Origin of the sequence: Myxococcus sp. MxC21-1 (assembly GCF_032612255.1) — a bacterium.
In the GTDB taxonomy this organism is placed as follows: Bacteria; Myxococcota; Myxococcia; order Myxococcales; family Myxococcaceae; genus Myxococcus; species Myxococcus virescens.
In genome coordinates, this window is sequence record NZ_CP123278.1 from 2,384,936 (window position 1) to 2,397,777 (window position 12,842).

At 66.5% G+C, this 12,842-nt stretch carries 10 protein-coding genes and 1 pseudogene; 5 read left to right on the top strand and 6 right to left on the bottom strand.

What is annotated here, in order from left to right; genetic code table 11:
- Positions 1-29: 29 nt before the first annotated feature.
- Complete coding sequence (locus QEG98_RS11205; protein WP_316566707.1) at positions 30-440, top strand: transposase; 411 nt, start codon at positions 30-32, stop codon at positions 438-440.
- Here QEG98_RS11205 and QEG98_RS11210 read toward each other — a convergent pair.
- Positions 388-1,800 carry a serine hydrolase domain-containing protein gene (locus QEG98_RS11210; RefSeq protein WP_316566708.1) on the bottom strand — a complete coding sequence of 471 codons (1,413 nt, stop codon included), beginning with the start codon at positions 1,798-1,800 and terminating at the stop codon, positions 388-390. The genes QEG98_RS11205 and QEG98_RS11210 overlap by 53 nt on opposite strands.
- A 325-nt stretch (positions 1,801-2,125) precedes the next feature.
- A pseudogene (locus tag QEG98_RS41825) lies at positions 2,126-2,377 on the bottom strand (hypothetical protein); the annotation flags it as partial.
- Between the two features lie 14 nt (positions 2,378-2,391).
- On the opposite strand from QEG98_RS41825, the gene QEG98_RS11220 reads away from it, so the two are divergent.
- The 3 genes from QEG98_RS11220 to QEG98_RS11230 all read left to right on the top strand — a co-directional run bounded on the left by QEG98_RS11220 (position 2,392) and on the right by QEG98_RS11230 (position 5,002).
- On the top strand, positions 2,392-2,577 hold the full coding sequence (locus QEG98_RS11220) for a hypothetical protein (protein WP_316566710.1): 186 nt from the start codon (positions 2,392-2,394) through the stop codon (positions 2,575-2,577).
- 544 nt (positions 2,578-3,121) lie between these two features.
- On the top strand, positions 3,122-3,337 hold the full coding sequence (locus QEG98_RS11225; protein WP_316566711.1) for a hypothetical protein: 216 nt from the start codon (positions 3,122-3,124) through the stop codon (positions 3,335-3,337).
- A 669-nt stretch (positions 3,338-4,006) separates the two neighbouring features.
- The gene (locus tag QEG98_RS11230) at positions 4,007-5,002 is read left to right on the top strand and encodes a deoxyhypusine synthase family protein (protein ID WP_316566712.1); all 996 of its coding nucleotides are present in this window, start codon (positions 4,007-4,009) and stop codon (positions 5,000-5,002) included.
- A gap of 327 nt (positions 5,003-5,329) precedes the next feature.
- Here the strand turns inward: QEG98_RS11230 and QEG98_RS11235 are convergent, their stop codons facing one another.
- A complete protein-coding gene (locus QEG98_RS11235; RefSeq protein WP_316566713.1) occupies positions 5,330-7,435 on the bottom strand; it encodes an endonuclease in 2,106 nt (701 codons plus the stop codon).
- 673 nt (positions 7,436-8,108) lie between these two features.
- Between QEG98_RS11235 and QEG98_RS11240 the strand changes: the two genes are divergently transcribed.
- A complete protein-coding gene (locus QEG98_RS11240; protein ID WP_410478071.1) occupies positions 8,109-8,600 on the top strand; it encodes a hypothetical protein in 492 nt (163 codons plus the stop codon).
- Here the strand turns inward: QEG98_RS11240 and QEG98_RS11245 are convergent.
- From QEG98_RS11245 to QEG98_RS11260, 3 genes are all read right to left on the bottom strand, one after another.
- Positions 8,505-9,845: a sialidase family protein gene (locus QEG98_RS11245; protein ID WP_316566714.1), complete on the bottom strand. Its 1,341-nt coding sequence runs from the start codon at positions 9,843-9,845 to the stop codon at positions 8,505-8,507. The two genes, QEG98_RS11240 and QEG98_RS11245, sit on opposite strands and share 96 nt — an antisense overlap.
- A 529-nt stretch (positions 9,846-10,374) precedes the next feature.
- Positions 10,375-11,589 (bottom strand): methyltransferase, encoded by a 1,215-nt coding sequence (locus QEG98_RS11255; RefSeq protein WP_316566715.1) that lies wholly within the window; start codon positions 11,587-11,589, stop codon positions 10,375-10,377.
- 282 nt (positions 11,590-11,871) lie between these two features.
- Entirely contained in the window at positions 11,872-12,786 is a 915-nt protein-coding gene (locus QEG98_RS11260; protein ID WP_316566716.1) for an NmrA family NAD(P)-binding protein, read from the bottom strand.
- Positions 12,787-12,842 lie beyond the last annotated feature (56 nt).

Below are 12,842 nucleotides of genomic sequence, written 5' to 3' on the forward strand. Positions count from 1 at the left end.
GGGTTCGTGCAGCGAATACGGGCCGACCGGTGCTGCTACTGCTGGACCAGGCCAGCTGTCACACCGCCCAGCGGTCGCAGGCCCTTGCTGCGCAGCTGGACATCCGCCTGCTCTGGTTGCCCAAGCAGCGTCCCGAGCTCAACGCCATGGACCACGTCTGGAGGGAGTTGACGCTGCACATCTCGGCCAATCGCCAGTGCCCCAGCGTCGATGCTCAGGTCGACGCCGCCGTCCTGTGGGTGCTGTCGCTCACTCCCACCCAGGCCCTTCCGCAAGGTGGGTATCCTCGCGGAGGCAGCGAGCTCCACGGCGAGGCGGCGGAAGTGGGCCAGGGCGACGGCGTCAAGGGAGTCGTCGTCGTACAGTCCGAGGTCGTAGTCCGAGGCCTTAGGGGATGTGCTCGTTCAGGCGGAAGGCGGACACCCGGCCATCCGGGATGAGCGACACTCTGTAGCGGAGGGTCTTGGGCCCGAACTGCACCAGGTACGTGTAGAGGCGGTCGTCACCCACCACTTCCCGCTTGACCAGGACGAGCGGCCCCGCCGGCGCCAGGCTTTGCAGCAGTTGCTGATAGAACGGCACGGCCTGGCCCCAGAACCACCAGGGGGCGTACGCGAACTCGACTGGGTCCATCGTCCCGGCCCGTGCCTGCTCGAGCAGCGTGGTGAGCCGGGCGGTGACCTGCGGCTCGAGGTCCGGGATGGGGGTCAGCGGGGGCACGGCGAGCGCGGGGTTGACGATGGCAGCAATGCCTTCCACGAAGGTCATGGGGTTTGACCCACTCGAGTTGGCCAGCACGACGATGGAGAGAGAGTCCCCGATGAAGCGGGAGTAGGTGGTCCGGAAGCCCTGCCACCCACCGGTATGCTGGTGCAGGGGCTTGCCATTGCGCTCGAGGATTTCCCATCCAAAGCCATAGGGCTGGGTGGCTCCGCTGTTGATCTTCACGGGGGACAGGATTTCCTGCCAGCTCTCCGGGCTCAGGATGGAGCGCTGCTCCACGGTGGCATCCCAGGCCAGCATGTCCTTCACGGAGAAATAGAGCGCACCGTCCCCGGTGGTGTTGAGGGAAGGCGAAACCCACTCCTGGTTCTTCACCTCGCCGCGGACCACGCGGTAGCCGGCCGAGCGGTTGGGAATGATGTCCGCCTCGCTGATTCCGCGCGCCGTCTTCATTCCGGCGGGCCGGAAGACGTGCTCACCGAGGACGTTGGTGTAGTCGGTGCCCGCGACGCGGTTCACGATGATGCCCAGGAGGACGTAGCCGGAGTTGCTGTAGTTCCACCGCAGACCGGCGGGAAACTCCAGGGGCAACTCGTAGATGAAGTGCGCGAATTCCTCGTCCGTGTAGTCCTTGCGCTCGTCGAGCAGTCCCTCGAGGTCCTGGATGCCGGAGGTGTGCGTCAGCAGGTGGCGCACTGTGATGGGGTGCCACGTGGCGGGCGCGTCGGGGAAGAACTTCGTGATGCTGTCGGAGAGCGAAATCCTGCCCGCCTCCACCTGGAGCATCACCGCCATTGCGGTGAATTGTTTGCCCAGGGAGCCAGATTGGAAGAGGGTGTCCTTGCTGACAGGAACCCGATGCTCCAGATTGGCAAAGCCATACCCCTTTGCCAGCACGATCCGTCCGTGGCTCACGACGCCCACGGCGAGGCCGGGCACCTTCTGTCGTTTCTGCTCCGCGCGGACGAAGGTGTCGATCCGCTCGCGGAGCGAATCATGTGCGGCGGCGGGGCGGCTCGTGAACAGGCCTACAAGGAAGACAGCAACCAATGTGATGGATTGCAAGAAACCGCGCATGGGAGCTCCTCATGCCCGGACGGGTATGGGTCACGGGTATGCTCACGAGAACATTGCTCCCTTTGTGCTGTAAATAATTGTGGTGAATTTCCCTTTTGCTGGAAGTCGCAATGCTCAAATGGTCTGCCCCCGATTTTCGGACCAGTTGAAGCGTGAGAGAGTCCTCGCGGCCAGGAGGTAGGTCGGTCGTGAGGAAGAGCAGGTTTACCGAGGAGCAGATGGTCCGCGTCCTGCGGGAGGCGGAGGCGCCTGGGGCCAGCCCGGCAGCGACGTGGACGTCGCCCACTACAAGCGTGCACCGGTCCAGGAGGCGGGAGTAGGCCTCCACCTGCGACGGCAGGCGCTTGAGGCTGTCGGTGTCGCCCTTGATTTCCCAACCGTGAAGGCAGGCCGGGGACAGGGCGGCCACGTCCACGCGGCACTGGCCGTGGAGCAGGCCCACCTCGTGGAGCACCTGGGCGCCCGGGTAGGTGGTCGCGGCGTGCTGGGCCAGCGGCTGGCGGATGTCTGCGTCACGAAGGCACGTCACTGGAGGCTCCTGTAGAATGCGGTCGTGGGCGCTCCAGCCCACGGGCACGGGGGAACACCGTCATGGCCGACGGCAGCGACAGCACTGAAAGAACCGACTGGACGAAGGTGCTGCTCAAGTGCCCGGAGTGCGGGAAGGAGAAGCCGGTGGTTCCCGACTTCGGCCTCATGACGCTGGGCGGGCATCCGCCATCCCCTCAGTTCAGGTGCAACGTGTGTCGCATCGCCTTCGTGACGAGCCACCTCTGACGTCATGGCTTCAGCCCTCCCTCCAGGATGCGGTCGTGCAGCTGGCACGTGCAGCGGCAGTGCCCGTGGGTGCGCGAGAAGCGGCAGCCGCGCTCGTGGCGCCCGTACCTGTCCAGGGTCGTGGCCACCGCCATCAGCCACGGTGAAGGTGGAGCACTGGCGCATCATGGAGAGGGCTCCTCGGACACCACTCGTCCATCTTGAGAGAGAATCAGGACGCGGCCCTTCCACCCCTCCGCCCCGCAGAACGCCACCGTGAGTCCGCTGCTGCCGCATGCGAGGAGCTCCAGCCGGGCACAAGCCGTCATTGAATGACGTATAGGCGGGATAGAGGCCCTGTTGAGGGTGAGGGCTGGCGCGGAGGGGCCGAGGAGGGCCGCTGACGGGGCCGCCCGAGCGATGCTCCCGTCCGGTGGACGAACACGTCAACATCGGACGTCCTCCTCCGCAGCTCTGCCCAGTCCACGTAAGCGTTCACCGTGCTCTGTCGTGCCGGACTCCCTGGGGGCGTGAAACCTCCAGGCCTCGTGAAATGGAGGCGTTCATGGCGCTGGAGAAGGCGTTGGAGATGTCCCGTTGTGCGGAGGCCGACGTGGCGGGACCGCAGCCAGGGCTCGAAGAGCAGCAGGGGAAGGAATCGGCCCATGGCGGAGCCGTTGGCCGTCACAGGTCGGCCGACGAGGGGCGGGCTTGCGCCGACACCGACTTCCCGCCGAGCACGCGAGGACTCAACGATACCGATCGCACCGCACGTCGATGACGGGCGGCGCGGCACCGGCCTGCAGGCCGAGACGGCGGTAGCCGAGTCTCTCGCAAACGAGGAGAGCACCGGCGTTGGAGGGGAGACGGCGAAGACGCCGTGCAGCTCATGCAGCGTGGCGGTTTTGGCATGCAATTGTGCTCCGCTTGCGCCCGGCCTCGCGCTCCCCCCGAGTTGAACGGCGAACGCATCGTCGAGAAGCGCGAACGCGAGTCCCTCCGACATGAGGGGGGCTTGGTGCGAGAGCCAGGCGACGTACCGCTCCGCATCGAAGGGATTCGGAGCGCCGATTCCGTGGTCCTCAAGCGCCGCAGCTCGTCTGTGCTCCCGGTCAGAGAGTTGACTCGGCGAAGGGCAGGCCGTCGTGCCGACACCGCTTCAACTTCGCGCTTCTCGGCTTTTTCAAGCGAGGAGCCCCTGCATCACGCCGCAACCTGAATGGGCCGCAGGGGGGGCTTGCACCATGCGTGTTCGTTTGATACGCGAAATCCTGCCGGTTCCAGACGGTGTGGCGCGTGATTGTCGCCTCCGCTGCCGGTGCTCCATCCGAATGTTCGGAAAAGCTGGCGGGCTCGCTCGTGCTGCAAGGCGCGGCGTTCCCTTCACTTCGTCCGTCTGTGCCGTCCCCTTGGGGGCGGTGCGGGCGTCTTCTCCATTCGAGGACATGACATGACCATTTCCGTTCGATGCGTGCTGCGGCACCACTTCCGGCACTTCAATGCCCGGACCCTCGTGGATGCAGCGGACGCCTGGGCGGCGCACGCCGATGACGGTGGCAAGATGATGGTGACGCTCGCCGGTGCCATGAGCACGGCGGAGCTGGGGATCTCGCTCGCCGAGATGATCCGCCGCGACAAGGTCCACGCGATCACGACCACGGGCGCGAATCTGGAGGAGGACGTCTTCAACCTGGTGGCCCAGGAGCACTACGTGCGGGTGCCCGATCCCCGCAGCCTCACGGCGGAGCAGGAGGCCGAGTTGCGCGACAAGGGGCTCAATCGCGTGGCAGATACCTGCATCCCGGAAGAGGAGGCGATGCGCAAGGTCGAGCGCCCCCTCCTCGATCTCTGGCAGAGGGCGGAGCGGGACGGTCGCCGCCACTTTCCCCACGAGTACCTCTACGAGCTGCTCCTCTCCGGCGCGCTGGCCGGCTCATACCAGGTGGATCCCCGTCATTCGTGGCTCCTGGCGGCTGCGGAAAAGCGCCTTCCGATCTTCGTACCGGGATGGGAGGACTCCACGCTGGGCAACGTGTTCGTCGCCAGCGTGATGCGCAAGGAGCTGGAAACCTGGAGTCCCATCCGCGGCGGCGCCGAGTACATGGCGGCCCTCGCTGACTGGTACCGGGAGACCTCCTCGTCCGCGAAGGTCGGCTTCTTCCAGATCGGCGGGGGGATCGCTGGCGACTTCCCAATTTGCGTGGTGCCGATGCTGCGCCTCGATTTGGAGGAGGAGGTCCCCTACTGGTCCTACTTCTGCCAGATTTCTGACAGCACGCCCTCGTTCGGCTCCTACAGCGGCGCACCGCCCAACGAGAAGATCACCTGGCACAAGGTCGACGTCGACACGCCCCGCTTCGTGATCGAATCCGATGCGACGATCGTGGCGCCGCTGGTCTTCTCGTACGTCCTCGACTGCTGGGGCGTGAGCCTGAAGAAGAACTGAAAAGAGCGGCACTGGAGACCCTGCCGGCGAGGTGCTCGGGCTCCACAAGCTCTCCGCCATCGACTCGGGCGTGCGGATCGGCTCCGCCGCCCGGGTGCTGCCCGCCAGCACCCGGGGCGCGATTCGCAGGGGACACGGCCTGTCGTGGCCGAGGTCGACCCCCAAGGATGCGCGCATCGCAAGAAGCTCGCGAAACTTCGCAACGCAGCGCCCTCACATTCCAGATGCGATGCCTGCCTGCGGTGTCCTGATGAGCGCGCCTCTTTGTTCAATATGCGATGCTGAGGCCGTTCCCCGCCTGCTGCGCACGGAAGGGACCGGGCCAGCTCAGCGCCCCAGTCCGCGGGCGAAGCGGACCCGGGCCGCCCACTCCGGGAAGTCGATGAAGGGGTTGCGGTTCTTCTGGATGGAGAAGATGGCCTGGTTCCGATGCAGCTCCCACTCGGAGGGGCGTTCTTGCTGGTGCCAGCGCAGCAGCGTCTCCAGCCGCTCCTCGGCGAGCTCCGCCGGGCTGTTGATGGCGTTGGGATAGCGGACGAGGAAGTAGAGCGTGGCGCGCGCGGCGGCGCCCTTCCCGGCGCCCGGCTCGAACCGGTTCCGCTCGGCCCGCCCGCAGTCTTGTTGGAAGGCCTCGGTGCTGGGGAACTCGAAGTAGGCATTGTTGCCGCGGAAGCTGTTGCAGCGCATCTCGCAGGCGAACAGGTGGTGCAGGTCTCCGCGCATCGGCTCCCTGGCATTGAACCAGGACTGGGGCACGACGTGCTCGCAGTTGTACGGCAGGGCGGATTCGAGCTGCTCCAGGAAGCCCTCGTCGAGACGCTCTGTAAGTGGCCGCTCCAGGAGCCGTAGCGCACGCTCCCTCTCCACCTCCAGGTCCCTCTGGAGGATCTCCTGGAGCGTGAAGGAGTGGCCCGCCGCCGAGTACAGCGAGCGGAGGAGGAGGTCCTTCTGGCGGTCCACCCATGGGTAGAGCCAGCGGCTCGGCTTGTAAGGTGGGCGGCCCGTATGCGTCCGTTCGAGGAGGCCGTGCAGGCCGTCATAGAACGCGTCCTGGTCGGAGTCTGGCTGCACACCTTCGTAGTAGCGCTCCCGGTCCAGCGCGTCCGCCTCGGCGTCGTAATAGGGGAGTTCCCTCGTCCGCTGGGCTTCCGCGAAAGCCTCCGCGACGTCGACCTGTGTCAGGCCCGGTGCCCCAGCCCCCACGCCTCCCCCGGGTTGACCTGGCACTGGCGCGGGCACTGCCGGCCCGGGGACGAGCGCAGTCTGGCCATTCCCCGCCAGGGCGGGAACCCCCAGGCGGAGGCTGATGTGGAGCGGGATGGTGAGCGTGAAGGACTCGTCGCGCGGCGCCGGGACGAAGAGGACGGGAGACGGCGGAGGAGGCGAAGGCGGCACCGCCGGGGGGCCCTCGTTGTCCTTCCACGCGTTCGCCCATGGGAGCTGTCCTCCGACGTTCGTCTTCGTGAACAGCACCCCGGCATTGACCACGCGGGAGTCCCGGCTGAGGTCATGGGCAGACACCGCGTAGTTCGCTTCGAGGTACCGGCCCCCGAAGTGGAGCCCGAGCACCTTGCCCGAGCGCGCATCCAAGATGGCCGAGCCAGAGTTGCCTCCGAGCGTCGAGCTGTCGTGCGCGAGCGCCTCCACCATCCGGCCGAAGCTCGAGGTGCGCCGTGCGCCCATGATCTTGCCCGGCTGCAGGCGCTTGACCTGGTAGACGCCCCGGAAGATGCGGTGCTGGAGCGCGGCATCATTGCGCGGGTCCTGCGCGGGATACCCGATGACGACGACGTCCTGCTCGCGCACCTCGTCCACGTGGCGCGAATCCAGGGTGAGGGGCTGCAGTCCATCAACCCCCTCTACCTCCATCAGCGCCATGTCCCAGTAGGGATGAATCATCAGGACACGCTGCACGCGGAAGGGCGCGGATGCGCTCGAGCCGCGCTCCCGCTTGAAGTCCACCTGCACGTTGTCGAGCCCCGGTTGGAACCGCAGCCCCCGCATCCCCAGCCCCAGCGTGAACAGCTCGGCAACGTGGCGATTGGTCATCAGCAGCCCGCGCCCGACCACGAAACCCGTTCCAACGTACGGCAGCGTTGGGTGCTCGGGAACCTCCACGCGTCCGATGGCGGGAATGGCCGCCTCGATAGGCTTACGGAAATTCGCGTCATCCAGGGCGCTCCAGGGGGCCCCGGGGCGCAGGTAGCTGCCATTGATGATGTCGATGACCGGTCTGTTCCGAGGCAGGACGATGGCCTCGAGCGCCCACAGCTCCTCTGGCCGTAGGGTGGACTCGTGACCCCGGGTCACCGCGTGGGCCGCCTTGATGGCATGCTCCAGGGCCTCGGCACCTGGCTCGAGCGGAGCGCTGCTTTCCGTCGCGAGTGACTCGATTGTCTCGGCCGAGGGGGCGATCCGCTTCGCGTATGTCAAAAGCCGCCGCTGTTTCTCCTGCTCGTTCACGCATCCTCTCCCGGGCCTGGCCACCGCATCGGTGGGCGCAAACCCCATGCATGCAGGCAAGGGAAGAGGAGACACCATCACCTTCCAGGGCGTGAGTTGCCCAGAAGCCCAACTGTATGGCCTCGACTCCGGCCCGGTGCACAGCCCGAGAGGCACCCGTCAGCGGCCCTCCACCTCTCTGCACCAGCACGCCACCCTCAACAGCGCATCTATCCGTCCTTTCTGTGAAGCGGCGTCCTGTCCTTCAACCTGGGATGAGCGCGAAGAGTTCGCCCCGAGGGCAACGGGGTCTTCGACCCGTTCCCACTGTCCGCGCATGATGCCTCGCACCTGCGCTCGCTGGCTGGGGGGCGTGGGGCGCAATCTCCTGGAGGGGCCGTGTGCCCTTCCGCGTGCTATTGCTCAGCCAGGGCTCGTAGCCTTGGCCGCTCGTCACAGCACGGAAGAAGAGTGTGCCGCCGATGGCGGTCAGGTTCCGGGAAGCCGATGACCCTGGACCCAGCTCGATGTCCTTCACGAGCCGAGTGCCGGCGCGCGTCCCATCCGTCTTCCTCAGCTCTCGGCCGTGCTCCAGGTCCGTGCCGGCGAAGTAGCGCGGCCCTTCGGCTCCGTCGAGCACGCGCGCTCTTGGGTGACGCGCTTCGTGGCCTGGTACAACACCGAGCATCGGCACTCCGCCATCCGTTTCGTCACACCCGACGACAGGCATTTGGGCCGCGAGTCCGCGCTCCTCGTCCAGCGCCACCAGGTGTACCAGCGTGCCCGAGTCCGTCACCCCGAACACTGGAGCCGCGACCCCCGCGACTGGATGCCGGCGGGCCCCGCCCGCCTCGGGCCCTCTCCGAACCTCACCTTGGCAGTGCAGGTAGTGAAGCGTATCGGCAGAAACCTCTCACGCGACAACTACCTTGACGCTCACCGGAAAGACCAGACGCGAACTGCGGGCCTGGCCGTTCCGTCCGAACGACGAGTGCAAGGAGCACCCGTCTCACATGAGCGCGATCATCCTCCGGGTGTATGTCGCCGGGGCCGGCGCGGCTTACTTCACTTCGGTACGTCGGAAGAACACGTCCGTGTTGTCGTCCGACAGGTCTTCCAGCCAGCCCACGTAGCCGTTCTTTCCCCCCTCGGATGAGAGGACCCGTGGGGCGGAGGACCGCACGGGGGAGTCGCTCAGGTTCTTGATGGGCCCGAAGGAATCACCGAAGTCGCCGCTGGCCCGATAGAAGATGTCGGTGGGGCCCGGCGTGCTGTCTTCCCATGCGACGCGAAGGAACTCGTCCTCGGCGGAGAGGCTGACGGCACCGGAGTCACCAGAGCTCTTGCTCAGGTTGCGGGCCTTGGCGAACGAGTCGCCGCGGTCGTCGCTGATACGGAGAAAGATGTCGAAGTTCCCGGGGCCATTGTCCTGCCACGCCACGAAGACGTGTTGGCCCGAGACCTCGAGGTCCGGTGCGAGCGCCAGTCCCACCCCGTCGCTCAAGACCACGGCCGGCTCGAAGGTGACTCCCCGATTGGGGCTGCGCCGGTAGACAATGTCACAAAGGGTGGGGAAGAAGTCATTACACTCTTCCCAGACCACGTGGACCTTCTGGTCTTTTACCGCGATGCGGGCGCGCTGTGACGGCTGGAGCGGGCCCTGGGTGACGCTGAGGTTGATGAGCGGGTCGAAGGTCCGTCCCTCGTCGGTGCTGCGGCGGAATCGCACGTCGGGAATGTCATCCACTCCCGCGTCATCGCCGACCAGGAATACTCCGTTGTTCGACGCGACGATTTCCGTGACGCCAATCTCCTGGCCGTTGTCGATGGTCAGCGTGGGGCCAAAGCTCTGGCCCCGATCGTGGCTCGCCCGGAAGAGTTGGTCGACTGACTCCTCACCGGTCGAGACGCCCCACGTCACGTACACGTCGCTGTTCTCCGCCGCGATCCGGGGAGTGAAGCCGCTGGTGCTGAGTGTCAGGGGCGGCTCGAACGTCCTGCCGTGGTCGTGGCTCGCACGGAACTGGATGCCCTGCTCGCTCCATGCGACGTAGACCTTCTTCCCCTCCGCGAACACGGACGGGATGAAGGCGGGCGTGACGCCGCTGCTCAGAAGCTGGGGAGGGCTGAAGCTCCTGCCCCGATCCGAGCTCCTTCGCAGGAAGACGCTGGTGGTGCCCCCGGCCGGAGTGTCACTCCAGACGACATAGACGTCGTCGCCTGAGGCGGCTATCGCGTACTCGAAGTTGAAGGTCGGCGTGTCGCTCAGGTTCAACACCGGGCCGAACTTCTCCTCAAACCGTCTCGGAACTTCGTGGGCCACCGCCCCAGAGGACAACAGCAACCCTCCGAAAATCCAGGCCCAGGCTCCGCGCCCCACCGCGCTCGTCAGTTTCGCCATGTTTGCTTCCCCAGCTCCTTTGATTGCAGGGGAGGAGTAATTTCTGGGGCTGAGTCGAGACACTGCTCGCGGGCGCTGCTCGGTTGGTGGTGGCCAACAATGAGGTGAAGTTGCCCCGGTTTCGCGCCTCTCCCGCAGTTTGCGTGATGCTCCTCGGAGGAGTAGGCAGACTCAGCAGGCTGCCAGTGACGTGGCTACACGCTGGGAATGGAAACGCTGTACTCCCTTCCCGGATGCCGAGTGGAGCATGTGGAGCGCACCGGCTCGGCGACTCTCCTTCGAAGGCAGAAGCACGGATGGCCCTCTTCGAGCTCATCGAGGGCTGGCACACCCCACACAGACGGCCCCCCGCGCTCGGCTACGAGTCGCCCGCCCACTTCGAAAAGAAGTACCGGGCTGCTGCTTGATGGCGATAGCCCGGGACACTTTGTGGAACCGGGGCAACTTCAGTGAGGGCTTGAAACGATGCGCCAGACCGGCCGCATCGAGGGGGCGTGACCGCCCTCCGGGGGGCCGGCCCGAGACGTACTCAAGCGCTCCGCGACGCGATGAGTGCGAGGTTTCGCGGAGACAGGCGTGGATCGAAGAGTTGGAGGAGCTCGACCTGGAAGCCCGATTCCTCCAGGAGGATTGCGCGATCAAGCAGGAGCACGACCTCCAACGCCCTCGCGAAGCGGTCCCTCAGCAGATGGCAGAGCAACAGGTCTCGTGTCTCGGCGCGAACGGACACCTCGAAGGCGTTCAGCTCGGCGTCCGTCATGCCGGGATCGAGGCCCAGTCGCTCCAGGCGGTCGCGCGCGTAGACGGCGAAGCGTTCGGCGTAAAGCGCCCGGGGCGCGTCTCCTGCTCTCACGAAGCCGCGTTCGGGAAAGTGCCGCCTCAATAGGAGATCGAACGCGAAGCGCCACGCATACACCCGCTTCATCCGCGCGAACTCCTCCTCGGTCTTGTGATGCCGTCCCCGCGTCGTCAACGCCAGGGCATGTGGGGTGAATGGCAACGGATGTTCGCTCCCGAAGCGGGAGACGGGGTAATCCCGCGGGACCTCCAGCTTGTCGTAGCAGCAGCCGATGTTCAGGACGAAGCCCGCCCCCTGGCTCTTGCGAATCTGCGTGAGGGCGAGCGGCCCGCAGGTGTGCAGGCCGATCGAGGCCCGGTCCCAGCCGGAGAAGAGCGGATCGAGCTGTGGTTGGAGTCCGTCCTCGACGGTGGCCTGGATGAAACACAGGGTGTCTCCGCCTGGGGGATGGGTTCTCGTCAGCCACCATCGGCCCTTGTCCTGCAACGCGGCGTCCCGATCGATGCTGTGGAAGGTCCACCCGAACGTCCGCGCACAGAGGCGGGCGAGATGTCCCATGCCGCCGCCAATATCGACCGCCTGGTGGATAAAGCGCGTTCTCGGCGCGAGCAGGGCGAGCACCCGCTCGAGCTCGTGGGTCTTCTTGGCGCTGAGGCCCTGCGTCTCCGCGACCGTCAGCGCGTGAAGGCCCTCGTGCCAGGGCAGCGCCGTCAGTTCCTGGAGCGCGCCCAGGAGTGCGCCCAGGGCCGGAGGCGGGACGCCCGCGAGCGCCCCCTGGTCCAGCCGCCGCTCGCCCGCTTCATCGAGCGACCGGGCATAGGCCAGCCAGTCCTCGGGATAGGCGGCGCCGGACCCGGGCCAGCCCTGGAGGATGGAGCGGGACCAGAGCGGGGACCAGGGCCGGAGTTGGTGCGTGAGCGCTTCGAGTCGCGCCTGGAAGTCCATGTCGGCGCATCCTATGCGCCGCTGCTCCTCCGGTTGGTGAGGACGGTGCCGCTCTCCCAGGACTTGGCGGCGATTCAATCATCTCGGACTTCCCCGTCAGCGGCCCTCCGCCGTCAACAGCGCCTCGAATTCTCCGAGGCGCCACCACTCCCGGAGGCATCACGGATTGAGGATGTGGACCTCGACGGCCAGTGGCGCATCGCGGTGCCCGTCTCCGACACGAAGCTGGAGAATCCGCTCGCCCCGGACACGGCATGGGAGCTGCGACGACTGGGCGGCAGTTCAGGCCAGCTCGCGACGCTGGCGCGCCCAGGTCTCGAAGCTCATGGGCGAAAGGCCATAGGACCGCGCGATCTCGGGTCGCGCCAGCACCGGGGCGACGTTCATGTACGTCAGGCCTTGCGCCACGCCGGGATGCAGGCCGGCCGCGACGGCCTCCTCGACCGTGCTGACCTGGACGATGTACTCCTTGCCGTCGAGGCGCGAGAGGACCTCGGCGATCTGAGGAAGCGTGAGCAGGTCACTCGCGAGTTGCAGCGTCACGCCGTTGAACGTCGCAGGATTGTTGAGCGCCGCCGCGGCCGCCTTGCCGATGTCCTCTGGCGCGACCAACGCGATGGTTTGATCGGTCCTGATCACCGTGAGCAACCGGCGCCCGTCGACGAAGCCAGCCGGATCCAACATCGGATGATCCATGAAGGTGGCGGGCAGAATGAGGGTCCAGTGCTTGAATCCCGCGCTGCGGACGAGGTCGCAGGTGGCAAGCTTGTTCTCCCAATACGTCTCGTGCGACTTCCAGCGCCCCTCCGCCCAGCCCTCGACGTTTCGGTGGTCGCCGACACCGGAGGTCGCGGTATGCACGAACGTTTCGACACCTTCGGCAAGCGCGGCCTCGACGAGGTTCCTCCCCTGCTGGAGTTCCTTGCTGTAGTCGACGCCGGTCGTGGAGATGATGGGGGACTGCATCGAGAAGACCGCCCGTGCTCCAGCGCAGGACGCGCGCAACGACGCCGGATCGTCGAGGTCCCCGACGACCACCTCGGCGCCAGCCGCCGCGAGGGCCTTCGCGTTTGGCGCCTTGGGATTGCGCACCATCACACGCACCGGGGTGCCGCCTTCGGCCAGCAGCGCCCGGGCGGTGGCGCCGCCCTGACGCCCCGTGGCAGCGGTGACGAGAACGCATTCGTTGCTGCTCATGGACCGCTCCTTTGTAAGTGGGGGACCCCACCGTTTATTCTCGTGGTTAGATATGG